The sequence below is a fragment of the Dyadobacter tibetensis Y620-1 genome (assembly GCF_000566685.1).
Lineage (GTDB): Bacteria > Bacteroidota > Bacteroidia > Cytophagales > Spirosomataceae > Dyadobacter > Dyadobacter tibetensis.
Genome location: NZ_AZQN01000003.1, coordinates 780,352 through 804,955, shown reverse-complemented (window position 1 = coordinate 804,955; position 24,604 = coordinate 780,352). Strand labels below are relative to the sequence as shown.

Below are 24,604 nucleotides of genomic sequence, written 5' to 3'. Positions count from 1 at the left end.
CAGCCCCAAGGTTTATTTATTGCTTCTTTTGCGCACGACTAAGCTTTCGCTGCCGTCCTGTCCGCCTGCGTCGCTAAGTCGATCACATGATGAACAAGGAAATCCTCAACCAGTGACAGGGCATGACCCTTGTTTATCGGCAACATATCTGGCGTCAGCATGGTGTCCACATAATACTCAACATCCCAAAGCTCGCGCGTTAGGTCTGGACTATCTGGCTCTATCCGTTCCATGACATCCTCGAAAGCCTCATTTGCTGTTTCAATAAAATCAGCACGATCTATTGGATTCAATGGAAGTGCGGTGATTTGTCCATTTGGTGCTTTTTTTCGTTGCGGCGTTTTGGTTTTGGCAAGGTGTTGATCTTCAGCTTGTGGCTGGCGAATATCGGGATGCGCTTCCTCAGGGGGTAGACCTAACCATACCTGACTTAGAATTTGAAATTGTGCATCGGGATCAAGTTTAACATCATTGTCCATCTCGACACCGAAAACGTAATCTTGCCATTCTTCCACGTTGACGCTGTCGCGATAATCAAACAGTAATTTAGCTACTTTTAGCTGATCATCAGGGGCTTTTGCCAAATCTGCCCATTTTTCAAAGCCGGACATGAGGGCAATGATGTGCTGGGCTTTCATCAGGCTGAAGCCTTCTTTATCATAACCAAATTCATGGGTCACAATGTATTCAGCGTCGTCAGGAAATCGCTTTAGTGCTTTTTCCTTGAAATCTTTAAACAGGTTTTTGGCTTGTAGTTTGAAATAATCTACTTGTGTCATGGATACAATCCTTATGTTACCAAGGCTGTCATCTGGATATTTTGCATCCGTAAGCTGTGATCAGATAACAAACTGGGATAAGGTTGTATGATCTATCTATCGGTTGATGAAATCTTTACACGGATGAGCAGGCCTACCAAAAGGCACTAGTAATAAATAGTTCAAAATTGTTTTTAAGTCAAGAATCACCTTCTTCCTCAAATTCCTTTTGAAGAAGCTGTTGCAAGAGCTAAAAAGAAAAATAGAGTTGCCCTCTCCACTTTTCCAACACTTCTATATCGAAATAGGATTGAACATTGCGTTGCTGGCCTTTTCAATCGAGGCTCTGACTGGATCAAGATTGAGGCGTGCATACACCAACGTAGATTGTGGAGATTTGTGTCCCAAGCTTTTCCCTATTATCTGCAAGCTCGCACCTGTGATGGCTTGATAGCTGCCAAAAGTTCTGCGGATATCATGAATGTGGATATCCATTAATCCTTTGGTCAGCTCTATTTTTTGTCTTTTTGCTTTGAACAAAATTTGTTCATAAAACTCATCCACCGCTTCATAACTGCTGACGCTTAATTTGTCAGTGTCAATCAGCTTCGAAAATCTTTCATCACGAAGCCATGAATAAATCGTAGCCTTTTGCAACGTTCTCCTCCAAGGACGCTTAAAATTTACGAGATGTTTTTCATTATCAAAGTCACTAGGAAATACCCAGTCGCTCTTTGATGATTTTTTCCTATGTTTTAGAATATCCAGAGCTTTGTCTAGCAACGGTACTGTTAATGGCTCACCATTTTTCGTATCCGGAATACGCCATTCTTTACTGTCCCAATCAATGTTTGTCCATCGCATTGTTAGGGTATTTGTCCGACGTACACCTGTAAGTAATAGGATTAAAAAATAATCCTTTGCTGTTTGATTGGTCTCTTCCTTCAGAGATTTAAGGAGGCATGGCATTTCATGAGGCTGAATGAACCTGTCTCTACTTTTCTCCTAGTATTTTTTTATTCCTATCGCTGGATTGACACCCTCCCAACCCCATTTATCCCTTTATTATAGATTGCTCGTATGCGCTCAAGTATACGGTTTGCTTGATATAACCCATTTTCAGCGAAGATCTTTTCATGCAGTCGCTGAACTTCAACTTTGGTAATGTCAGACAGCTGACGTTTTAGCCAATGAGAGAGAAACTTTTTCACTTCTCTTTCATCGTATAACCATGACTTTTTATGAAGCTTGCTATATCGCTCAATATACTCATGGAATAAATCACCGAATATTTTCCGGTTCAGCTTTCCTTACGTTCCTCAACTTTTGGATCTATGTTAGAGGCGACCAAACCCTTTAAAGCAGCAGCACGTTTTCTTGCTTGCTCAATCTTGATATCTGGAAACTGGCCAATCAGTATCCTTTCGTCTCTACCTTTTACACGTTTCCTTACAAAAAATATAATGATACCGTTGGCAGTAATGTAAAGACTGAGCCCCTTTTCTTTTATGTCCTTAAAAACAACAATACCTTTATCCGGGGAAGTGAGCGCAGAAATTGATTGAACTGTGAAATTGAATTGTTTGTCTGATGTCATTAATAACCTCTAAAAATCGAAGCAAAGTTCTTTGAGAGTATAGATGGAGGCATAGATGCCACTATTTAGCCATTTCCATTGCCGCACCATTGCCGGATTTTAGCTTAAATTAAAATGCTCGTAATCAATCTCATTGGATATTCCAATTTGAAACAGTCTTCATAATTGTGTCAGATTTCCCCAGCTCAAACTTTGTTAACGGATTAAGGCTTTCTTTAAGCCGACTCGAATCGATTCCGACGTTTACATCCTCCACCATTGCCCCAAGCAATGCCCTTACTCGTGGCGGGTATGATAATGCCAAAGCAATCATTTGGCTTTGCTGATCTTGCTCCAATTCCTTTATCCTGTTTTTAAAGAGTGCCACTGCGTCCGAAATATCTACATCTGGGATTTGTTTCAAATCCTTCATAGCGTCCAGAAAACCAAGAATTTGATAGTTTTGCTCGGTAACTTCTACATAGCTTTTGACCGGACTAACCTTGATGGCACCCGATACCACTGATGTTACGGCGTGATCTGCTTGCTATCTGAATAACAGAAGGTATTTGACTGGTTAGCCCGAGCTGGTTATAAAGGCTGATCCCGGTGATATAGGCTGTACGCTGCCCTTTTTGATATAAATAGGATTTAAGGATATCTTGTTCCCCAGGCTGTTTTTCTCCAAAAACTGTCATTTTAGGCTTATAGAATTTGCCCTTAGACAGCTTTTTAACCAGACCTTTCGTCTGCAAACGCTCCATAGTCTTAGCTGCTGACCAGAATTCTTCCCGATTGATAGGTAACTGCTCATACCCGAAAATAATAACTTCGGGCATGCTGTTGATCTTTTGCGTTATTTTTTCAGATATACTTAACATGCTACAAAAATAGCATGCCTGGAAAACCAGTCAAGTTTTCGCTCAAATGAATACTTGTTGCCGTAAATTGGAATACGTCTGCAGATATATATGTAAATAGGTGGCAGGTTAAATGCATGGACCACGGTTTCGTCAACTCCAATTTCCTGGATACATTCTTCAAATAGTCATTACAACTACGAACTCTCGTCTTGATAAAACTCTGAACTTTATACAATTTTGTTAGATCAGGCAGTTTGGCTAGGTCAGGAAATACTAGGCAAGGTGTATTTGCCCCTCTTGGGTACTGTTTCCAGGTTTCAAGAACCTTGTCCAGAACCTTCAATTACTCTACTTTGAGATTTAATCCAACAGCTTAATAAAGCCTGTCATTTAAAGGCCTTGGCCTTCTATACACCTTTAAGTCCAAACCTTAGCCCCGCCGGGGGTAGCATCTTATTAGAAATAATTTCCCATTCACCCCTCCCCTCAATCACCAATCAAAACATGACTTATTAGCAGTGGTGTTCCTCCTCATTTCCTACTGGTTATTAGCTAGGAGGAAAACGACCGTACGAAGACAGATTCTGGAAACTGCCCGGAGTATGCAGACAATTTCAGGTACCATGGGACGAGCTAAAATTAAAAGCTAAGACATTTATCCACCATCCAGGAATACTGAACATCTATTAACATAAGTATACAGTAACCAATAATAAACTAAACCAACTATTCAACAATAATATTAATGTATCCGGCATATATAACATCATTAGCAAATTATTGCTAATGATATTAATACATGTAGCAATAATTAATTAATAATGAATAAGTCAATTTGTATATTTTATAATATTATACAGCTTTGTACAATAGATTTAAATTAAATAATCATCGCATAAAATTTCTATTTTATTTAGCAAGAAAACGATAACCAATATAACATGAACCGTATAAAATTGGCGAAAATAGTCGGGTGTGTTTGGCCGGAAACTTATATATGACTTAAATCCGGGCTATAAATGTATAGTGATTCGGACCGAATTCTTTAGAGTTTTACTTGAAACCGAATCTTCAAGTCCGGAATCATCTTTTCGAAGTGCAATACTAAATACTGTATCAGAAAGACTAGCATTAAGATTTTATCCTTAAAAGTGTTCCAACCAAAGCTGACAAAATTTTCTAGCAGATGTAGGAATAACTCTGGACTTCCCAACACAGAAAGTAGATGATCAATGTCTGTCAGCCTGCTTAATTTTGGTTTCAAGGCTCATAGATAGCAGATCCTGCAATCATTTAATGCCTCTAATAAGATTATAAAACAAAAGTGACCAAAGATAACGTACCCATAACCATAGCCTGTCTGAAAGCCTCTGGTTTTTAGAGTAACCCAATGTGAATTATCAATTAAACTATACACTTTTTAATTACTAAAAATGAGCACTATCATGAAAATAACATAATTACATCTTCATTTCTGAAAAATGCGTTTTCAAAACACTTCTAGGAAAGTGTAAAAAAACGGAACAGCTAATAAGCTACCAGCATACTCCTCAATAGTACTTCAAGAGTGGAACTACCAGGTTAGTATCTACTTTTTGAAGTTATTTAGAAAACCCTTCTCTTCGAACCGAACAGGGCATGACTGCAAAAAGTCAGCGATTCTACTATGAATATTCAGAGCTGATTACTGTTAGGACTTTAATTTCATATTTACTCCAATTCCTTGTCACTAATTAATCCTACAAACCAGTATGATAGTAAAACCATCAATATGCTAAAACCATTTGTACCAATAAAAAAAGACACTCTTCAACATACTATAAATATTAAATGATGAAAACATCGACTCAAAATATTCGAAATACCATATTTGGAACTATGCGATTGGCTATGGTTCTGATGGCTATGGCAATGCAATCTGCATATGCGCAACAAACCTGTGCCCTGGATATTCACATTGCCAATGATCAAAGTGGATCAATCGATGCGGTAGAAAACAGCCAGGGTAAAACATTTGTGCGAAAGCTTGCCCAAAGTATCAATTTGGGGACTGGAGAAACGGGCAACCGTATTGCGGTATCTAACTGGGCCAATACCAATACCTGGGAGCAATATAATTTCCCATCTGCAGGAAAAAATTATACCACCAATGTATCCGATCTGATCAGCTATGCCAATTCACGTCAGACCATCTTCGGTGGCACAGATCCTTACCAGGCTCTTCAAAAGGCATATAGCAAAATTAACATTACTCCGATTGCAGGGCGTACGGCTCCGAAAGTGATTGTGCTGATGACAGATGCATATTGTTCGCAAGTGCAGGCTGGTATCACAACTTTAGCAAGCCAAATCAAAGGCTCAGGAATCTATATCATGGTCCTTGCTTTAGACGATGCTACAAAATGTAGTAAATTACAAGGAACGAATGTGGCTTCGCCAGGAATGTACCTTTCTGGTGGAAGCTATAGCAACTTGCAAAACAATGCCATTTCAATTTTGCAAAATCTTATTAATAGCCTCTGCTCAGGGACGAGCAAGGCATGGGATCTTAAAATCGCCCTGGATGCAGCCAAATGTAATACAGGAACTGCCACCTACACGGTGGATAATGTCGGTACAGCTGTATTCAATGGACCTTTACATGTTAGCTTTTACAACGGCGACCCTACTTTGCCCACTACCAAACTACTGACAAGCACATCGCATACAGGTCAGACTATTGCACCGGGCAGCAGTACCAGCCTGAGCTATACCTCCCCGTCGCTTGCTGGAGTAGGAAAATTATTCGCTGTTGTGAACATTGACCCTGCAAATGCAGCACCGCCATTGGCTTATAACTTGAGTAATGTACTGGCAGTATCCGGCGAGGGGGGCGCAACCAATAATATGAGTGGCGTGTTTACGGCAACGGGTTGCCCTACTACTGGGCCGGTACTCGAAGTAAGCAAGGTATTTGCTGGGATTGACTGTAACAGGCATGCGGTATACAATGTGCAGGTATGTAATACCAGTGCGGTAGATGCCACTGATGTGCTCATTACCGATTACCCTAGCCTTGAATCTGCAACGTTAATCAGCTCTACAAGTAACCCAAGTGAAGCCCCGCTAGGCCCTAATATTACCAGAACGTATAACTTACCAACCTCGACAGACGGAGCTAGGAATGGCTACGATGGCTCCAGCAGCGGGCCTACATCTACAATTTTAAATGATTATGCCATGGGTGGTCACCCTAGCCAAAGGGTGGGCTGGAATTTCCCGATAGGAGCAAAACCTATTCCTAAAAATGCGGTAATCACAAGCGCAAAGTTTATTGTCGGAGCGGTAGGATATGCCCCAGGAAGGACCCAGGAAATGAATGTAAAAGCCACTTTCAGGACTACAGATATACCGTTTAACAACACGTCCGCAGATGGCATCTGGAACGAACATGAAAAGTCCGGAGCGACCGTCAAGGCATCATTTTCGTATGGAGACGCTACTCCTGTAACCGTTGATGTTACGTCATTGGTCCAGGCGATTGTTAATAATACCAGCTGGAGTACGGATGGAAATATCATTATGACCGGCAGTTTCCCTGCCGACAACGGGGGGGTCGTATATTTTAAAGAGCCTAATGGTTTTCCAGCGTCGCTAGAGATAAAATACAGGACGGTTCCGACTGCAACCCTTCCGGCAGGTCAGTGTATTACCACCTCATACACTTACGATATGTCTACCGGTACCACGGGCACCACCTACCAGAACAGTGCGGGAGTAACGACTTCAACTGCCAATGCTACCATACTACCAAACAATGCCCCCTTTAGCGTAGGAAGCACCAATGGCATCAGGGGGTATAATGGAGCCGTAAATACGGGTGACGAATTTAAGATGCCGGCCCCTTGTACGCAGCAGCCAGCACGGCCCATTACAACTTCGGTAGACATTGAGCCCACAGAAGTGTGTGGTGGTGGAGGTAATTTTGTCACTGCAACGGTAACAATTTCCAATCCCAATACAATGTCGATGTACAATGCACTTCAAAACCTCAATCTTACAGGTGCAGGTTCTACTTACGGCGGAGAACCTTACGATGCTACCAACGGGCTTTCACTAGCACAGGCGAATGTACTGGACCCAAACTATCCGTCTGTTCCCAATGCGTTGTATGGTAAATCTGGAAGTCAGGAACTTACCATATACCAGATCCCTCCCGGCACCAGTACGTTTAAAATTGACTTGAGTGCGGGAACAGCGACTTTCAACCTAGCATCTACAATATCAAATCTGCCTACGAAGTACAACAGTACAGGCAAAAGTAATACCGCATCAGATGCTCAAGCTGTTAAAATAAACAAAGGTCCCACATTAAATATTACAACGGCAAGCTGCGGCTCGGCAGTCCCTTTCAGTACGACGAACATATCTCTGACCGGAACCGCCACAAACTCTGTTAACAGTACCTGGACCAGTGGAACGTCGGGTCTGATTACCAATACTGGTTCTGCATCGGCTCCTGCAGGCACCTACACGATCAGTGATCAGGATAGAGCCAATGGCTACGTAAACATCACACTGATGGGGGTATCATCTGCAGGATGCGATAATGCCACGTCATGCAGAATTGGTATTGAAGGAGCAACTTATGACTTTGGGGATGCTCCAAGCAGCTATGACTATGACCAGTCTACCACAACGGCTGCTGGTGGAGCCATGATCAAATCTTCCAATATTTTCTTTGGAGCACTCGCTCCTGATGCGGAGTCCGTTCCCATGTGGGGAACACTAGCTACCAGCGATGACAACGATAATATTGATGATGAAGACGGGGTGGCCGCATTTACAGTAATTACAGAAGCTACCAAATCTTATACTGTTAACTTCTCAGCAACAAATACGAGTAGTACAGCATCCACTGCAATAGCGTGGATTGACTGGGACAATAATGGTACTTTTGAACCTTCGGAAGCATCTGAGCCCGTCAGCGTACCAGCCGGAACTGTCAACGGAAGTTTTGTTGCCAATTGGTCAGATGTAAGTACTACTGCAGTGAGCAAATATGCAAGGTTCCGTATTGCGTCCAACTTAACCATCTATGACTACGTGGGTGCTACTAACGACGGCGAAGTGGAAGACTATGTTATTGAAGCAGATCCACTACCAGTAAAACTCACTAAGTTCTCCGTATCAAAAGAAGAAAATATGGCAATTTTAAACTGGTCAACCACGGAAGAAATCAATAGTGAGTCGTTCGAAATACAGCATAGTCTGAACGGCAAGGAATGGAAAAAAATCGGAAGTGTGGCCGCCAAAGGTGAAAGTAAAGAGCTGGCAGATTATCGATTTACCCATCATGAAACTGCCGGTGGTGAAAACCTTTACCGCCTGAAAATGCTCGACAGGGATGCATCTTATTCTTTTAGCAGAATTAGAAGTGTATGGTTTGAACAGACTGGCTTAAAACTTAATCTTTACCCCAACCCTGTTTCAGATTACCTTTACGTACAAGATGTAAATGGGCAGGTAATAACTCTGGATAAAGTGAAAGAAGTCTCAATCATTAATATCCACGGTGTGACCGTTTATAATTCAACCTCCCAGGTTTCAGCAAAAGGAATTGATATGAGTGGACTGGGCTCAGGTATTTATCTGGTGAAAATTATACTTACCGACGGTACATACAGCACACATAAAGTCGCAGTCGAGCGATAGGATTTCTTTAGCTCCAATCTAGTTAACTTTTGCTCCCCTTTCAGAAAGTTCATTTTCTGAAAGGGGAGCATTTTTAATTTATACCCAACAACACCCTAGCTATGTATCTGAAATACAAATTTCACCTCAGTTCGGCTGGAAATCGATTAATTCTCTTCCTACCTGCTAAGAAAACGACCCCATAGCCTGGGACCAAATTGCCATAACTTCAGCAATTGCCTGTGGCCATCCCGATAACCTATAAGCTAATTAGGATAAATACTATTCTCTAGCACGGAATAACGGCCATTACCAAACAGCTTCTCCCCTTTTTTTTAAGACTTCATTATTATATATTTGAAGTTATCCTAAAACATAGCCATGGGGTATGTTCTCTTTGGAGCTACCCACCACCGATTTCATATCCTGAAAAATGAAAGTAGCTCCTAATAAACCTTTTAAAATCATATATGCCATCCTGAGTCATGAGTATCTGGGATATATCTTCGAGTCATTTGTAGTACAGCTCAATGATCAGGGGCAGTATACTTATCAGGTTCAGAATATTTCATCGAAGAATGTTCAGGAATTTAAATCAGGGATTGACACGGCCGATTACGAACTGGTCAAGCTCATCGATGACATACAGCAAGACTATATCCTCAAGAAATTCAATCCAAAAAAGCTATCGGCTCTGGATTTTTTCTTGAAAGTCTATGACCCACATAAAGGTGACAAGGGACTTCAGGAAGCCATTGCCGAAAGTCTGGACAAAAAGAAAAAGGCAATTTTGGAACGACTCAAAGGCAAGGCTCTCTTCATTATGGGAAGCGATGGAGATCCTATGTGGAAAGAAGTGATCTGGGAAGAAGAGCCCGTTAAGGTGCGATTTCATTTCGTACGCAACGAGGACAACACCCATTATTTCCCTGGAATGCTGCACAAGGGTGAGAAATTAGATTTCCAATACAAAAACGCCATGATTCTCTGCGAGGAATCGGCTTGGATGGAGGTAGATGGTCACCTCTACCATTTCGAAGGAGAAGTAGACGGAAAAAAAATAAAGCCATTTCTCAATAAGAAATTTATTGCCATCCCGCGAAGTGTAGAAGATCAGTATTATAAAAAGTTTGTTAGCCCGCTGATCGCCTCCTATAACGTGGTTGCCCGGGGTTTTGAGATTCGGCAAATAGAGCCCACTCCCCGCCCAACGCTTACGATCTCCGATCTGGCCCCTGCCAAGCAGCTAGCCCCCAGCCTCTTTGGCGACGAGGACATAGACGACTCCAGCACCGACCACGAGGTGGTGATGGAATTGAGCTTTCGATATGGTAGCTACCACTTCCCCATAGACGACTTCGATCATCCTAATAGCGTGTACCTGGAGAAAATTGGTGATGACTATACCTTCCACAAGATAAAAAGGGATCTGAAGGTAGAAAAGGAAAATTTAAATCAGCTCTTAGCACTTGAGCTTCCTTTGAAACACGGCAAGGCAAAACTAGCCAAAACCAAGGCTTTTGGTTGGCTGCAGCAAAACCTATCTACTCTGAATGATCGGCGGTACACCATCAAACAAAACACAGCCGATAGCAAACGCTATTTCTTGGGGTATTCTTCTCTGGATATCTCCATACAAGAAAATCGTGATTGGTTTGATATCCATGCCAAGGTAAGGTTTGGAGAGTTTGAAATCCCATTTATCGACCTGCGCAAATATATTCTGAAGCAAAAACACGAGTTTACTTTACCAAACGGAGAGATTGCTGTAATCCCCGATTGGTGGTTCACCAAATATTCTGAACTCTTTTCCTTTTCCGAAAATGGAAACGAACAGCAGGGTATCCGTCTAAAAATGCATCATATGGCCTTGGTACAGGAGCTTTCTAATGAAAATCTGGCTACGACCGTGATGAGCAGAAGGTTGGAAGGGCTGAGACATTTTGACCAAATAACACCTCACCCCACCCCTGAACGCTTCCAGGGTACCCTACGTCCCTACCAGAAAGCGGGCTACGACTGGATGAACTTCCTGAATCAATATCGTTTGGGCGGCTGCCTGGCCGACGATATGGGCCTGGGTAAGACCGTTCAGACCCTCGCCCTGCTACAGTCACAGAAGGAAGCCGGTATTACCGAACCCTCCCTGCTGGTGATGCCCACCTCTCTACTGTACAACTGGTCGCTAGAAGCATCCCGCTTCACGCCCGATCTAAAGGTTCTGCATTATACGGGCACTTATCGGGAGAAAGACACTCACCTTTTTCAGGATTATGATCTGGTGATTACCTCCTACGGAATCGTTCGGCTGGATATAGATATGCTCAAGACCTTCCGCTTCAACTATATCATTCTTGACGAGTCTCAGGCAATCAAAAACCCTTCATCCATTATCAGCAAAGCCGTCAAAAAGTTGCAAAGTGCCCATCGTCTCATTCTTACCGGCACCCCGATAGAAAATAGCACCATGGATCTTTGGTCGCAGATGTCATTTGTCAACCCAGGCCTATTGGGTACCCAGCATTACTTCCGCGACGAATTTCAGATTCCTATAGAAAAGAAAAATGACGAAGAGAAGTCGCGTCGCTTATTCAACTTAATCAAACCTTTTATTCTCCGCCGCAATAAGAGTCAAGTAGCCACCGACTTACCAGAAAAGGTAGAACATATCACCTATTCAGAGATGAGCCAGGAGCAGGAAAAGGCCTATGAAGAAGCTAAAACATATTATCGAAATCAGATTTTAGAGAGTATCGAAAAGGAGGGATTCGCCAAGTCGCAGCTGACCGTATTGCAGGGCCTCAGCCAGCTTCGGCAATTAGCCAACCATCCCCGCATGGTTCAGGCTGACTATCCGGATGGATCCGGGAAATTTGAGGATGTAGTGCACAAAATAGAGACGGTAATCAGCGAGGACCATAAGATCCTGATATTTAGCCAATATATTAAGCATTTGGCCATCTTCCGGGAATACCTGGACAAGGCCGGGATACATTATGCATATCTGGATGGCTCTACAAAGGACCGGCAGGCGGAAGTGGAGAGATTCCAGCAAGAGCCAGAATTGAAGGTTTTTTTAATTTCACTAAAAGCAGGGGGACTAGGACTTAATCTTACTGCCGCCGACTATGTATTCCTTTTGGATCCTTGGTGGAACCCTGCTATTGAGGCTCAAGCAGTAGACAGGGCCCATCGCATTGGCCAGGACCGTACTGTTTTTACCTATAAATTCATTACAAAAAACACGGTCGAGGAAAAGATTTTGGCCCTGCAGCGTTCCAAAAAGCAACTTGCCGATGGGCTTATTACCAGTGAAGATGGCTTTATGAAGTCATTAAGTAAAGACGATGTACTCAATCTACTGGCATAGAAGATATACCTCCTAAAATAGACAGGGTCTGCCTTAAAAAAAGCAGACCCTGTCTCAGTATTTAAGGACAAAAGCATGTCCCGTATTTCTTATTATTTTGTAGTAGCGGCTATCTGCCGGCTAATCAACGCCTCACGGTCGGGACCTGTAGATACGAAACGTATTGGTAACTGAAGCTCCTCTTCAAGATATTGAATATAGTTGGACAGTGCTTCAGGAATACCATCGAAGTCACGAATCCCCTCCAACGACTGCTCCCATCCCGGGAAATCGCGGTATACGGGCTCCACTTCATTATCACAAAGGTCATAAGGAAGCTGTGAGGAAAGCGACCCATCAGGAAGACGATACTCCGTGCATACGCGAATGGTATCGAATGCATTGAGCACATCCACCTTCATCATAATGAGTTGGGTAACCCCATTGATCATAATGGCATATTTAAGTGCAGGAAGGTCGAGCCATCCACAGCGACGGGGGCGACCGGTTGTAGCGCCAAACTCACGGCCTTCCTGGCGGATTTTCTCGCCAGTTTCATCCATCAATTCGGTAGGGAAAGGACCGCTGCCCACACGTGTACAATAAGCCTTAAATATTCCAAATACTTCACCCACCTGGCTTGGAGCGATACCCAGACCTGTGCAAGCTCCCGCTGCCATGGTCGTAGAGCTCGTTACAAACGGATAGGAGCCGAAATCGATGTCAAGTAGTGAGCCTTGTGCTCCTTCAGCGAGTACCGTTTTATTATCAGTAAGTGCCTGATTGATTACATACTCCGAATCAACTAAAGTGAATTGCTTCAGGAATTCAATAGAGTCCAAGAATTTAGCTTCTGCTTCAGCAAGTTTCTCCGTATAATCGAACTTATAGAAGTCCAGGATCACCTTATGGGCATCAACTAATTTTTTATATTTATCAGAGAAGTTGGGCGACAACACATCCCCTACCCGAAGACCCAGCCGAGCTATCTTATCCTGATAGGTAGGACCGATACCACGGAGGGTAGAACCGATCTTAGAATCGCCTTTCGACTGCTCATAGGCCGCGTCAAGCAGGGCATGAGTAGGAAGTATGATAGAGGCTTTCTTAGAAACAAATAGATTCTCCGTAAGTTTCAAGTTATATTGAGCCAGGTTCTCCACCTCTCTTTTGAAAACAATAGGGTCGAGCACTACACCGTTTCCGATGATATTCTGAATATCGCTTCTAAAAATTCCAGAAGGGATCTGATGCAAGACATGTTTGATACCGTCAAATTCCAGGGTATGTCCGGCGTTGGGCCCGCCCTGAAAACGAGCGACCACCTCATACTGAGGAGCCAGAACATCTACAATTTTTCCTTTACCCTCATCTCCCCATTGGAGACCTAGCAATACGTCAACTTTCATTCAATATTCGGTTACTAATAACTATTTTTCTAAACGCCTTATCGGGATAGTACTTCTCCACAGCCCTTTTTATATGATCAGGGGTGCTTTGTCTGTCTCATTCCGGTTTTCACAATTTTCCCGGGTGCAGTTACCATAAAAGATCAGAGAATGGTGCATCACTGTAAAGTTGAGCATCTCTCCCACCATATTTTGTATGGACTGAATCCGCGGGTCACAAAATTCCATCACTTTATGGCAGTCGGTACAGATCAAATGATCGTGTTGCTTATTACCATACGACTTTTCGAACTGTGCCAGATTCTTGCCAAACTGATGTTTGGTTACCAGATCGCAGTCTACCAGCACGTCTAAAGTGTTGTATACAGTGGCCCGGCTCACCCGGTATTTTTTATTTTTCATACTGATATAGAGCTCATCTACATCAAAATGATCTTCCCGGGTGTAAATTTCTTCCAGGATGGCGAAGCGTTCAGGAGTTTTCCTAAGACCCTTGTTTTCCAGGTAGGCCGTCAATATTTTTTTTGCGGCTTCAAAATTTGGTTTACTTGCTTGTGGCATAATTCTTTCAAAATCACGCACAAATTACGTGCTTTTTTGGTTAAATCTTGGTCTAATTGAATCGATTAATCTTAATTTCTTAAACAACACCCCCCTTAATTGGTTCAATTCTCAACTGGCATGTAGCAAGTTGGCATCAAAGCGAAGGACCTTATAAACGCCTTCTACATGCTCCAATTTACCAATCAGCTTGTCTAAGTGCTTTTTGTCCTGTACATATAACTTAATTTCTCCATTGAAAACGCCGTCCTTGGTATCGATGGTCAATCCACGCATATTGATATGTAGATCGTTGGAAATAATTCGGGTAATATCGTTGATCATCCCCATACGGTCGGTACCCGAAATATAGAGTCCGGCCAGGAAAGCCTCTTTTTTGCTGGACTCCCATTTGGCCTTGATGATGCGGTTACCGTGCTTGGCCATGAGTTCGGCCGCATTGGGGCAGGTAGTCCTATGAATTTTAATCCCTTCATTTACCGTTACAAAACCAAAAACGTCATCTCCTGCAATGGGATTGCAGCAGGGGGCCAGTTTATAATCAATCTTATCCATGTCATCGCCTATTAGCAGCGTGTCGCTATCGGCTCTTTCCCCATGGAGGTTTTTTAGCATTTTACTGTACGACTTTCCGTCATTGGGCTCGCTCGTCGGAGCATGTACGGCCCCATCACCGGCTTTGCGCTCCTTCATCTCCTTGTCTTTCTTGAAGCGCTTTAGCTCGTCGAGCTGTATATACCCCTTTCCTATTCTATAGAAAAAGTCTGTAGTCGTTTTACACTCAAAAAAGGCTCGCAGCTGATTAACCACCTCTGAGGTCATCTCAATGCCCAGGATTTTGAGCTTTTTCTCTACCATCTGCCGGCCATCCGACTCAAACTGCTTATTATCTTCCTTGAGAAAGTCTTTGATCCGGGCCCGGGCCTTCGAAGTGATCACGATCCGTAGCCAGTCTTCATTGGGTTTCTGCTTACTGGAGGTGATAATTTCAACCTGATCCCCGTTATTAAGTACATAGCTGATAGGGACCAGAATCCCTCCTACTTTGGCCGCCATACAGTGGGCGCCAATCTCGGAGTGTATATCGAAGGCGAAGTCCAGGGCCGTGGATCCGCTCTGCAATACCTTTAACTCTCCTTTAGGGGTAAATACGAAGACTTCCTCATTAAAGAGGTTACTACGAAACTCGTCAAGGAACTCAATGGCTGCAGTTTTGTCTCCAAAACCATTTTCCAGTGTTTCTCGAACCTGATTGATCCATTGTTCGATATTTCCCTTAACCTTGGTATCGTTGCCTTTATATTTCCAATGCGCCGCATAGCCCTTTTCGGCAATCTCGTCCATACGGGAGGTTCTTATCTGTACCTCCACCCATTGTCCACTCTTGCTCATCACCGTCGAATGCAACGACTGATAACCATTGGCACGAGGCGTGCTTAGGAAGTCTTTAAGCCGGTCAGGGTTGGGCTTATAATGGTCTGTCACAATGGAATATGCCTGCCAGCAAATGGCCTTTTCCCGATCTATCTCCTTGGCCGACTCCAGAACAATCCGGATAGCGAAAAGGTCGTAGATTTCTTCAAAAGGTTTATTCTGTTTGCGCATTTTATTCCAGATAGAATAAATGCCCTTGGGTCTTCCTTTGATGATAAAGTTCAGCCCTGCAGTTTGCAAATCCTGAGTAATAGGCTCCATGAACTTTGAAATAAACCGATCCCGGGCTCCTTTGGTCTCTCTTAGCTTTCGGGCAATGGCCCTGTATTCATGAGGCTCTGTATATTTAAGATAAAGCTCTTCCAGCTCCGATTTTATGGTATACAGACCCAACCTATGAGCCAGTGGGGCATAGATAAAGATCGTTTCAGAAGCTATCTTCAGCTGCTTATCCCTGGGCATACTATCCAGAGTGCGCATGTTATGAAGGCGGTCGGCCAGCTTTACCAGGATCACCCGAACATCGTCGGACAGGGTCAGCAGCATCTTACGGAAATTTTCTGCCTGCTGGGAAGTGCCATGTTCGAAGCGGCCGGAGATTTTGGTCAGGCCATCGATAATCCTTGCCACCTTCTTGCCAAACATGCGTTCGATGTCGTCAATACCCATATCGGTATCTTCCACCACGTCGTGAAGCAAGGCGGCTACGATACCGGTGGTCCCCAAACCGATCTCCTCTACGACGATCTGGGCCACGGCCAGGGGGTGATAAATATAGGGCTCTCCCGACCGACGCCTCATGTTCTGATGGGCATCCACAGAGGTATTAAATGCCTTTTTGATTAATTTGGCATCATTATCCTTTAAAAAAGGCTTGGCGGTTCTTAATAATCGACGATATTTTTTTAAGATATCTTTGCGCTCCTGCTCCAGATCTATGGTCAGTGCATCCACATGTTGCTCCACTCGCAAATAATTAGTTTGTATACCCTACTAAAGTAACAAATTTCGGGGAGTTTAAGACCATGTTAAAATTATTTTAAATTTTTTTTTCAAAACATTTGCAATTCTAAAACTAAAAGAGCTACCTTTGCACTCGGAAATTTAACGAACGCAGTTAAATACGACGAAAATACAAGAGCGGGCGTGGCGGAACTGGTAGACGTGCTAGACTTAGGATCTAGTGCCGCAAGGCGTGGGGGTTCGATTCCCTCCGCCCGTACAAAAATAAGGGAGTGACGGGGCGTCAGGTTCCTATCTGGCAACCAGACAAATGCTCCGAAGACCCGTCAAATGCCCTCAGGACTTAGTTTTGAGGGCATTTTTGTTTTTACTCAAATCAATATTTGGCTTTTTATAATCATCATATAAGTTTCGCATGGAAGTTCAGTTAGAGAAAAGTTCGCCTACATTAGCATCTCTTCAGATCACATTGACTAAAGAGGATTACCAACCTAAGGTCGACAAAACCATTAAAGATTACGCCAAGCGTGTAACCTTAAAAGGTTTCCGTCCAGGCAAAGTACCGACCCATGTTGTACAACGCATGTACGGAAAGAGTATATTAGTGGATGAGGTGAATGGACTTCTAAGCAAAACCGTTACCACCTACATCAGAGAGAACAAACTTCCGGTAGTAGGAGATCCTATTCCCGACACCGAAAAGGCGGCTCAGGTAGACTGGGATAAACCCGAAACACTTACTTTCAGCTACGACCTTGGATTGGCTACTGAATTTGAGGTGAATCTTTCGGAACTGCCTGCAATCAAGAAATATAGCATCGAGGTAGACGACAAGGAGTACACCAAGACTATTGATGGTCTTCGGGAGCGCTTTGCCGCCACTACTCACCCAGAAGTTAGTGAGAATGGAGATACCATCTTTGGAACCCTTTCTCAGGAATCTTCTGAATTTTCTACCCATGCCGCCATCCCTACCAAGCAGGTATCGGAGGAGGCTCTGGAAAAATTCCTGGGAGTAAAGAAGGAAGACACGATCGTGTTTGATATTCAGAATACCTTTAAAGAATCTTCAGCCATTGCACATGTAACGGGTAAGAAGAAAGATGAAATCGATAGCCTTTCTGGGGATTATACTTTCCTGGTTGACGACATCACCCGCATGGCCCCTGCAGAAATTGATCAAAACTTTTTTGATCAGGTACTAGGGCCAGGTCAGGCTGAAAATGAAGAAGATTTCAAATCGAAGGTAATGGAAATTATCCAAGGCAACTACGAGCGCGAGACCAAGGCACTTCTCAAGCGGGATATAGAACTGGCTTTGATCGACCAGATCGCCATAGATGTTCCAGATGAATTCCTTAAAAATTGGCTGGAGCGCTCTAACGAAGGGAAATTTACCCGTGAGCAAATCGAAGAGCAGTTCGAAGACTTCAAAAAATCCTTGAAGCTTAGCCTTATCAAAAACCGTGTTGCCGAAACTGGTGAAATCAAGGTTGAATATCCGGAGATCATGGAATTCACCAAAGAAATGGTTCGCGGTCAGTTTGGCATCTATGGCAACGACGAAGGAATGGAAGACACCATCGACCGGGTAGCTCAGGGATACCTGGCCGATAAAGAACGCGACAACTATGGCAATGTATATAATCAGGTATTCGACACGAAGGTTTTCGCTGCTATTCGTAGCCAGGTGAATACCGACGAGCAAACCATTTCGGTAAGTGAATTCGAAGCCCTTGTTAAGGCCGAAGAAAAAACTTCTGAAGAAGCAACTGAAGAGGCATAAGCCTGTTTATAATACCATAAAAAGCCCTATTACTTCGAAACTAATAGGGCTTTTTTTTATAGGCTAAGCAGCTAAAATCCGATCGGATTCCGCTGTTTATCCTGCTGGCGCTCTGTTAACAGCCAATACCATTGTTTCCACTGCTCCAACTCATTATGCAGTCTCCCATTCAGGGCGATGAGCCGGGCGTTCTCCTGACGCAAATAGTCAATCTCAGGTAAGCCATCAGTGTCCAGACCCAGTAGATCGGGCAGGGCTACGGCCAACACCTCGGCGACAGATTCGAGCCTGGAAAGGGTCATCTCCGTCTTCCCCCGCTCCAAATCTCCATAAGCAGTAGTAGAAATATGCAAAAGGTCCGCCATATTTTCCTGAGAAAGCCCCTTAGCCAACCTGAGGTTTCTTAGTTTTTCGGGTATACTTCTTTTTTGATTCATCGCTATCCCAATCTATAAGTAATTGATTTAAAGATACTGTACAAAACAAAGGATCGGTGCTCGTAATTTCAAACAATATATCGGCATTTCCATTGGTCTAATCTGCCAATAATAGCCAACTTTGTATCCAGAACTTTTAGCAGTTCAACAGCGCAAAGTGAAACTTCCCAGGAAAGCATTTTGTTCTCTGCCATAAGATTCCTTTATTTAGTGATCAAAAATTAAAGCATTATTCATGAACTACGGAAATGAATTTAGAAAATATGCCGTCAATCACCTTGGTGTAAACGGTCTTACAGTAGACGGGTATATGAACCATACGGTCGAAAATATGACCCGTTCGGTAATCGAGGAACGCCCGATGAACTTCCGTGAGGTAGACGTATTCTCCCGACTGATGGCCGACCGTATTATATTTATGGGAACTGGCGTCGACGACAATATCGCCAATATCGTAGTAGCTCAGCTGCTCTTTCTCGAGTCGGCCGATCCTAAAAAGGACATCCTGATGTATATCAATAGCCCTGGAGGATCCGTATATGCGGGTCTGGGCATCTACGATACCATGCAATATGTGCGTCCCGACGTAGCCACAGTATGTACCAGCCTGGCAGCGTCGATGGGTGCTGTTCTGCTGGCAGGTGGAGCAGCTGGCAAAAGAGCCGCCCTCCCCCACGCAAGAGTGATGATTCACCAGCCTTCCGGTGGAGCACAGGGAACATCAGTAGATATTGAGATCACTACCCGTGAGATTGTAAAACTTCGCCATGAACTTTACGATATTCTGGCCAAACATACGGGACAATCGGCCGAGCAAATCGGAATAGACTCCGATCGGGACAAATGGCTACGTGCTGGAGAGGCCAAAGAGTATGGCCTGATTGACGAAGTACTTACCCGGGAAAAATAAATCCCTCTCCCTGTATGATGATTAAAAACGCCGATGAAACCAGTTTCATCGGCGTTTTTAATGCCTCTATGCATGCATATTTGGTAAGCCGCTCAAAAAATCGGAACTTTGTAGCTGAATTTTAAGCCGTAACCACAAGTCAAATACCTAGATTCTCAAATAGTTGTCTGCTGCATATGGGTAGCATTCCTATTTTTGAACCCAAAAGGTAGTCATCAGTGTTTTCCATGATGAAAACGCTGCTTGCCTATTAATTTGACTGGCAAGGAATTGGTATAGATAATAGAACAGTATAGCATAATCAAATGGCACAAATAAGTTGTTCGTTTTGCGGACGGAAAAAAAGCGAAGTCGAATTATTACTCTCAGGCATCGATGCCCATATCTGTAATCATTGTATTTCCCAGGGCAATCAGGTTATCACTGAGGAAATGGGAGGGAAGGAAGACAAGAAGGACAAGAAGTCGAAGTTACCTAAACTTAAGTCGATTCCTCCTGCAGAGATCAAGCGATTTCTGGAGCAGTATGTAATCGGACAGGATGAGGCTAAACGATCGCTGGCCGTAGCCGTATACAATCATTATAAGCGCCTCAACCAGACTTCTACCGACGATGACGTCGTGATTGAGAAGTCGAATATAATTATGGTCGGTGAAACCGGAACCGGAAAGACCTATCTGGCCAAGTCTATCGCCCGCATTTTACAAGTTCCCTTCTGCATCGCCGATGCCACGGTAGTAACCGAAGCGGGTTATGTAGGGGAAGACGTAGAAACGATACTGACACGTCTGCTCCAGGCTTCGGATTATAATGTAGAAGCGGCCGAAAGGGGTATTGTATACATCGATGAGATCGACAAAATAGCCCGTAAGTCCGACAATCCTTCCATTACCCGCGATGTCAGTGGAGAAGGTGTTCAACAGGCTCTTCTGAAACTTCTTGAAGGATCTGTCGTAAATGTTCCACCGCAGGGAGGAAGAAAGCATCCTGATCAAAAAATGATCAGCATCAATACGGAAAACATACTTTTTATATGCGGCGGAGCCTTCGATGGTATCGACCGTCATATTGCCAAGCGGATCAACACCCGCCCAATAGGCTTCTCGGGGGATAACCGTATTATCGAAATTTTTGATAAGGGAAACCTTCTCCGCTATGTTACCGCACAGGATTTGAAATCTTTTGGCCTTATTCCTGAGCTCATCGGCCGGCTTCCGGTACTTACCCACCTGAACCCACTGGATAAGGAAACGCTGAAACGCATTCTGACAGAACCTAAAAATGCCTTGGTAAAGCAATATGCCAAGCTTTTTGCCATGGAGGGCATCACGCTGCACTTCGAAGATGCCGTTCTGGACTTTATCGTGGATCAGGCATTGGAATGTAAATTAGGAGCCAGAGGTCTAAGGGCTATTTGTGAGTCCATCATGACAGATGCCATGTTCGATCTGCCTTCGCAAACAGAAATCAAAGAATTCACCCTGACATTGGCCTATGCCGAGGAGAAATTTAGTAAGTCATCCATGTCCCTGCTACGATCTGTGGCCTAATGGCCCTACCATCCTAGATATATAAAAAGACCCTGGTGAACCCCTATAGTTTGCCAGGGTCTTTTTATATCTTAAGGAATAGTTCTATTTTGCGTCAAAAAACGAATAATAATATGGAAAACTGGCTATCACGCAAATCGATTGTGATCATTGGAGGTACTACTGGAATCGGCTTTTCGGCAGCAAAAGCCATGGTCCAGCACGGTGCATCAGTGGTAGTGGTAGGAAGAAATCCCGAAAATTGCCTCGTGGCCGAGCTCAATCTGGGCGCTAATGCCCGGGCCATGCAGGGCGATGCTACCCATGTGCAAACGCCAATGGCCGCCATACAATTATGTATCAGGGAATTTGGCAGCTTCGACGGACTCTATCATGTGGCAGGTGGTATAGGGAAAAAATTTGGCGAAGGAAGTCTTCACAACTTGTCCCTTGATGGATGGAATAAGACCCTGGACCTCAATCTTACCTCCTTGATGCTGTCGAACCAGGCTGCGGTACAAACCTTCTTAGGCATGAACAAAGGGGGAACCATCCTGAATATGGGATCGGTACTCGGATATGCCCCTTCTTCCGACCTCTTCTCCGACCATGCCTATGCTACAGCCAAATCGGCAGTCATTGGCTTCTCTAAATCTATAGCAGCCACCTATGCCAAAAATAATATCCGGGTGAATGTACTTGCTCCCGGGGTCATAGAAAATAGCGCTCCCGATGATGCTCCACTACAGGATCTGATTCGTGAAAAGCAGATATTGGACGGCGGAAGATATACCTTAAATCAGGACTTAGATGGCGCAGCAGTGTACTTCATGTCCGACTACTCAAAATTTTCTACAGGCCAGGTTCTGGCAGTAGACGGAGGCTGGAGTGTCACCGACCGCAACCGGTCCAAATAGTCCTATATAAATAGCCCTATAATTTAGAACTTACTAAACTCATCATTATGGCAAGTGGCCCAATTGTAACATTAACTATCAACCCGGCCCTGGACAAGAGCTCGGAGGTCGGTCGGATTGTTCCGGAAAGCAAGCTTCGCTGCACTGCCCCTGCATTCGAAGCGGGCGGAGGGGGTATTAACGTGGCCAAGGCCGTTCACCGCCTAGGTGGAAGTCCTGTAGCCCTATTTACTGTAGGCGGCCCCACAGGACAGCGACTCCATAAGTTGGTAAAAAATGAAGGCGTAGAAACCATCGTTGTTGAAACGAAGCAATGGACCCGCGAAAACTTCCATATCCTGGAGAAAAGCACAGGCTTTCAATACCGTTTTGGTATGCCGGGCACCGAAATGATGCCGACAGAAGTGCGTACGGTGCTGGAGACCCTTGAAGACCTGAATCCTAAACCATCCTATATTATTGCTAGTGGAAGCCTTCCGCCCGGTGTACCGGCAGATTTCTATGCCTCTGTAGCGAAGATAGCTAAAGATCAGGGAGCGCGCTTTATCGTTGACGCCTCCGGCGACTCATTGCGCTCGGTTAGCGACTGCGGCCTGTACCTTCTCAAGCCTAATATTACCGAACTCAGCGAGCTCGTGGGGGTAGACAAATTGGAAATGGATGAAGTCGATGATGCAGCCAGAGCCCTGATTATCCGCGGCCAATGCGAAATCGTTGTCGTTTCTATGGGTGCCATGGGTGCTATGCTCGTTACCGAAGATCTGGTGGAACATATCCCTGCCCCGCCCGTTCAACCCAAAAGCACTGTAGGCGCCGGAGATAGCATGGTTGCCGGAATCGTTTGGACCCTCTCTCAGGGGAAGTCCATCCGGGAAGCCGTTCGCATGGGCGTAGCCTGTGGATCGGCGGCGACGATGAATGCTGGAAGTGAGCTTTTTAAAATGCAGGATGTCAGCAAACTCATGGATTGGCTTAACCGCTATGACAAACGCTATGTCAATACCTTATAATATATAGCCCCTCATTTAAAAACCGAAAGTCAGTAGATTCCTGAACTTTCGGTTTTTTTTATACTAGAAATAAAAAACTCACCCATCTCCCACTGAATCCATGCAGAACAAACAATCGCGTCGCGACTTTGGTAAAATGGCGGCTTTAGGAGCGGCCGCCCTGACGCTCCATCCCTTCCATATCCTGAAATCCCAGCCAAAAGCCAAGGGAGAAATTATAGGACAGGGTTCTCATCGCTACAGGGTTTTGCCTCAATGGGGGCGTCTGGACAGCAGTAAGTTCCCCGTCAACAACTGTCATGAAATGGTACAGGACAGCAAGGGAAGACTGATTATGATTGGTGACGAGGTAAAGAATAATATCCTTATTTACGATCGATCTGGCAAGCTCCTGGAAAGTTTTGGCCACGAATTCCCAGGAGGCCATGGCCTCACCATCTGGAATGCCAACGGAGAGGAGTTTCTTTTTGTCTGCGACCCCAATCTGGGAAAGGTATTCAAAACAGATTTGAAGGGCAAGGTACTATTAACCATAGGCCACCCTTCCACGGTGGGTGCCTATAAGGAGGCCGATGCTTTCAAACCTACCGAAACGGCCATTGGTCCCGACGGGAGTATTTATATTGCCGATGGCTATGGCTCTCAATGGATCCTTCGCTACAGCGCCAATGGTGACTTTATCAGCAAATTTGGAGGTGCAGGAGATGGAGACGAGCAGTTTTCAACTGCTCATGGAGTGGCTATAGACCAGCGCAACAAGGCCAACCCCACTTTGCTGGTCACCTCCCGAGCCCATAATGCCTTTAAACGATTTACACTGGAGGGTAAATACCTAAGCACCATTTTTCTGCCCGGAGCCTATGTCTGCCGCCCGGTGTTCAAAGCAGATACCCTCTATGCCGGCGTCTGCTGGTCGCGCTTGCGCTATCTCAACCAAACACCTAATTCAGGCTTTGTCACCATCCTGGATAAAAACGATCAGGTAATTTCTAACCCTGGAGGCACCGCCCCGGAATATAAAAATGGTAAGCTACAACTCATGGTTCAGGACAAACCCATCTTTATGCATTGTCATGATGTATGCGTAGATCAGGATGAAAATATCTACGTCTGCCAATGGAATGCACAAAAGACCTACCCTATCAAACTCGAAAGAGTTTAATAGCCTTTTACTCCCTGTGTACACCTTCCGGGTCCACAGGGAGTAAGGTTCCCATTTTCCTTCCCCACGCGCTAGGGCATTCCCCTAAGCCTTCTTTTCCAGGGATATATCCGTTTCGCAAAAATGGTCCCAGGAGTGCATGCTACTTCCTTCTCTGAATGATCATCCAAGCTGATTCTATTTATTGCCATCTATAAAATAAATTATAGGGTAACATTGCAACGGAGTTGCATAAAGATTACTTTTGCAACCTAGTAGCATTGGGCA

The 24,604-nt window shown here is 44.3% G+C and carries 17 protein-coding genes and 1 tRNA gene; 9 read left to right on the top strand and 9 right to left on the bottom strand.

What is annotated here, in order from left to right; genetic code table 11:
- Positions 1 to 38: 38 nt before the first annotated feature.
- From X939_RS0110430 to X939_RS22995, 5 genes are all read right to left on the bottom strand, one after another.
- Complete coding sequence (locus tag X939_RS0110430) at positions 39 to 779, bottom strand: hypothetical protein (RefSeq protein ID WP_025763205.1); 741 nt, start codon at positions 777 to 779, stop codon at positions 39 to 41.
- Positions 780 to 1,052: 273 nt separating this feature from the next.
- Positions 1,053 to 1,742 carry a site-specific integrase gene (locus X939_RS0110425; RefSeq protein WP_262485434.1) on the bottom strand — a complete coding sequence of 230 codons (690 nt, stop codon included), beginning with the start codon at positions 1,740 to 1,742 and terminating at the stop codon, positions 1,053 to 1,055.
- Between the two features lie 316 nt (positions 1,743 to 2,058).
- The gene (locus X939_RS0110420) at positions 2,059 to 2,355 is read right to left on the bottom strand and encodes an Arm DNA-binding domain-containing protein (protein WP_025763203.1); all 297 of its coding nucleotides are present in this window, start codon (positions 2,353 to 2,355) and stop codon (positions 2,059 to 2,061) included.
- 130 nt (positions 2,356 to 2,485) lie between these two features.
- Entirely contained in the window at positions 2,486 to 2,767 is a 282-nt protein-coding gene (locus tag X939_RS23000; RefSeq protein ID WP_131694710.1) for a hypothetical protein, read from the bottom strand.
- Between the two features lie 64 nt (positions 2,768 to 2,831).
- Positions 2,832 to 3,215, bottom strand: a complete 384-nt coding sequence (locus tag X939_RS22995; RefSeq protein WP_052353434.1) for a DUF6088 family protein — start codon at positions 3,213 to 3,215, stop codon at positions 2,832 to 2,834.
- A 1,812-nt stretch (positions 3,216 to 5,027) separates the two neighbouring features.
- Between X939_RS22995 and X939_RS22990 the strand changes: the two genes are divergently transcribed.
- Together X939_RS22990 and X939_RS0110395 are read left to right on the top strand one after the other, a co-directional pair.
- A complete protein-coding gene (locus X939_RS22990; RefSeq protein WP_084299411.1) occupies positions 5,028 to 8,891 on the top strand; it encodes a GEVED domain-containing protein in 3,864 nt (1,287 codons plus the stop codon).
- 412 nt (positions 8,892 to 9,303) lie between these two features.
- On the top strand, positions 9,304 to 12,240 hold the full coding sequence (locus tag X939_RS0110395; protein ID WP_025763199.1) for a DEAD/DEAH box helicase: 2,937 nt from the start codon (positions 9,304 to 9,306) through the stop codon (positions 12,238 to 12,240).
- Positions 12,241 to 12,332: 92 nt separating this feature from the next.
- Here the strand turns inward: X939_RS0110395 and X939_RS0110390 are convergent, their stop codons facing one another.
- The 3 genes from X939_RS0110390 to X939_RS0110380 all read right to left on the bottom strand — a co-directional run bounded on the left by X939_RS0110390 (position 12,333) and on the right by X939_RS0110380 (position 16,589).
- A complete protein-coding gene (locus X939_RS0110390) occupies positions 12,333 to 13,628 on the bottom strand; it encodes an adenylosuccinate synthase (RefSeq protein WP_025763198.1) in 1,296 nt (431 codons plus the stop codon).
- 69 nt (positions 13,629 to 13,697) lie between these two features.
- Positions 13,698 to 14,189 carry a Fur family transcriptional regulator gene (locus X939_RS0110385; protein WP_025763197.1) on the bottom strand — a complete coding sequence of 164 codons (492 nt, stop codon included), beginning with the start codon at positions 14,187 to 14,189 and terminating at the stop codon, positions 13,698 to 13,700.
- A 111-nt stretch (positions 14,190 to 14,300) separates the two neighbouring features.
- Positions 14,301 to 16,589: a RelA/SpoT family protein gene (locus X939_RS0110380; RefSeq protein WP_025763196.1), complete on the bottom strand. Its 2,289-nt coding sequence runs from the start codon at positions 16,587 to 16,589 to the stop codon at positions 14,301 to 14,303.
- A gap of 174 nt (positions 16,590 to 16,763) precedes the next feature.
- Between X939_RS0110380 and X939_RS0110375 the strand changes: the two genes are divergently transcribed.
- Positions 16,764 to 16,845: transfer RNA gene (locus X939_RS0110375), tRNA-Leu, on the top strand.
- 156 nt (positions 16,846 to 17,001) lie between these two features.
- On the top strand, positions 17,002 to 18,372 hold the full coding sequence (gene tig / locus X939_RS0110365; RefSeq protein ID WP_025763195.1) for a trigger factor: 1,371 nt from the start codon (positions 17,002 to 17,004) through the stop codon (positions 18,370 to 18,372).
- 71 nt (positions 18,373 to 18,443) lie between these two features.
- On the opposite strand, the gene X939_RS0110360 is transcribed toward tig, so the two are convergent.
- The gene (locus X939_RS0110360) at positions 18,444 to 18,809 is read right to left on the bottom strand and encodes a helix-turn-helix domain-containing protein (protein ID WP_025763194.1); all 366 of its coding nucleotides are present in this window, start codon (positions 18,807 to 18,809) and stop codon (positions 18,444 to 18,446) included.
- Between the two features lie 235 nt (positions 18,810 to 19,044).
- Here X939_RS0110360 and X939_RS0110350 point away from each other — a divergent pair, with 235 nt between their 5' ends.
- From X939_RS0110350 to X939_RS0110330, 5 genes are all read left to right on the top strand, one after another.
- Positions 19,045 to 19,719, top strand: a complete 675-nt coding sequence (locus X939_RS0110350) for a ClpP family protease (RefSeq protein WP_025763193.1) — start codon at positions 19,045 to 19,047, stop codon at positions 19,717 to 19,719.
- A 305-nt stretch (positions 19,720 to 20,024) separates the two neighbouring features.
- Positions 20,025 to 21,269, top strand: coding sequence for an ATP-dependent Clp protease ATP-binding subunit ClpX (gene clpX, locus X939_RS0110345; RefSeq protein ID WP_025763192.1), 1,245 nt, complete (start codon positions 20,025 to 20,027; stop codon positions 21,267 to 21,269).
- 113 nt (positions 21,270 to 21,382) lie between these two features.
- The gene (locus tag X939_RS0110340) at positions 21,383 to 22,165 is read left to right on the top strand and encodes an SDR family NAD(P)-dependent oxidoreductase (protein WP_025763191.1); all 783 of its coding nucleotides are present in this window, start codon (positions 21,383 to 21,385) and stop codon (positions 22,163 to 22,165) included.
- A gap of 47 nt (positions 22,166 to 22,212) precedes the next feature.
- Positions 22,213 to 23,175, top strand: coding sequence for a 1-phosphofructokinase family hexose kinase (locus tag X939_RS0110335; protein WP_025763190.1), 963 nt, complete (start codon positions 22,213 to 22,215; stop codon positions 23,173 to 23,175).
- A 100-nt stretch (positions 23,176 to 23,275) separates the two neighbouring features.
- Entirely contained in the window at positions 23,276 to 24,337 is a 1,062-nt protein-coding gene (locus X939_RS0110330) for a 6-bladed beta-propeller (protein WP_025763189.1), read from the top strand.
- Positions 24,338 to 24,604: the final 267 nt, after the last annotated feature.